General features: G+C 52.7%; 1 rRNA gene. It reads right to left on the bottom strand.

Features of this window, described 5'->3' with window-relative positions:
- Positions 1-22: 22 nt before the first annotated feature.
- Positions 23-1,405, bottom strand: a 23S ribosomal RNA gene (locus tag ACVK00_RS34500); the annotation flags it as partial.

Raw genomic sequence — 1,405 nt, 5'->3', positions numbered from 1 at the left:
TAGCGCGAAACAGACTTGTTATAGGATCAAGCCTTACGGGCAATTAGTATCAGTTAGCTGAACGCATTACTGCGCTTACACACCTGACCTATCAACGTCCTGGTCTCGAACGACCCTTCAAGGGGATCTAGTCCCCAGGGATATCTCATCTTAAGGCGAGTTTCCCGCTTAGATGCTTTCAGCGGTTATCTCTTCCGAACATAGCTACCCGGCGATGCCACTGGCGTGACAACCGGTACACCAGAGGTTCGTCCACTCCGGTCCTCTCGTACTAGGAGCAGCCCCCTTCAAATATCCAACGCCCACGGCAGATAGGGACCAAACTGTCTCACGACGTTTTAAACCCAGCTCACGTACCTCTTTAAATGGCGAACAGCCATACCCTTGGGACCGGCTACAGCCCCAGGATGAGATGAGCCGACATCGAGGTGCCAAACACCGCCGTCGATATGAACTCTTGGGCGGTATCAGCCTGTTATCCCCAGAGTACCTTTTATCCGTTGAGCGATGGCCCTTCCATACAGAACCACCGGATCACTATGACCTGCTTTCGCACCTGCTCGACTTGTCGGTCTCGCAGTTAAGCACGCTTATGCCATTGCACTATCAGCACGATTTCCGACCGTACCTAGCGTACCTTCGTACTCCTCCGTTACGCTTTGGGAGGAGACCGCCCCAGTCAAACTGCCTACCATGCACTGTCCCCGACCCGGATCACGGGCCAAGGTTAGAACCTCAAACAAACCAGGGTGGTATTTCAAGGACGGCTCCACCGAAACTAGCGTTCCGGTTTCATAGCCTCCCACCTATCCTACACAGATCGGTTCAAAGTCCAATGCAAAGCTACAGTAAAGGTTCATGGGGTCTTTCCGTCTAGCCGCGGGTAGATTGCATCATCACAAACACTTCAACTTCGCTGAGTCTCGGGAGGAGACAGTGTGGCCATCGTTACGCCATTCGTGCAGGTCGGAACTTACCCGACAAGGAATTTCGCTACCTTAGGACCGTTATAGTTACGGCCGCCGTTTACCGGGACTTCAATCAAGAGCTTGCACCCCATCATTTAATCTTCCGGCACCGGGCAGGCGTCACACCCTATACGTCCACTTTCGTGTTTGCAGAGTGCTGTGTTTTTATTAAACAGTCGCAGCCACCAGTTTATTGCAACCCCTTCACCCTCTGCGCGCAGGCGCATCAAGCTACAAGGGCGTACCTTATCCCGAAGTTACGGTACCAATTTGCCGAGTTCCTTCTCCCGAGTTCTCTCAAGCGCCTTAGAATACTCATCTCGCCCACCTGTGTCGGTTTGCGGTACGGTCATCGTTAGACTGAAGCTTAGAGGCTTTTCTTGGAACCACTTCCAATTGCTTCGCTCCCTAAGGAGCTCGCGCCACACCCTTGAATT

Source organism: Burkholderia sp. PvR073 (assembly GCF_054055695.1).
This window is presented reverse-complemented; position numbering and strand designations above follow the sequence as displayed.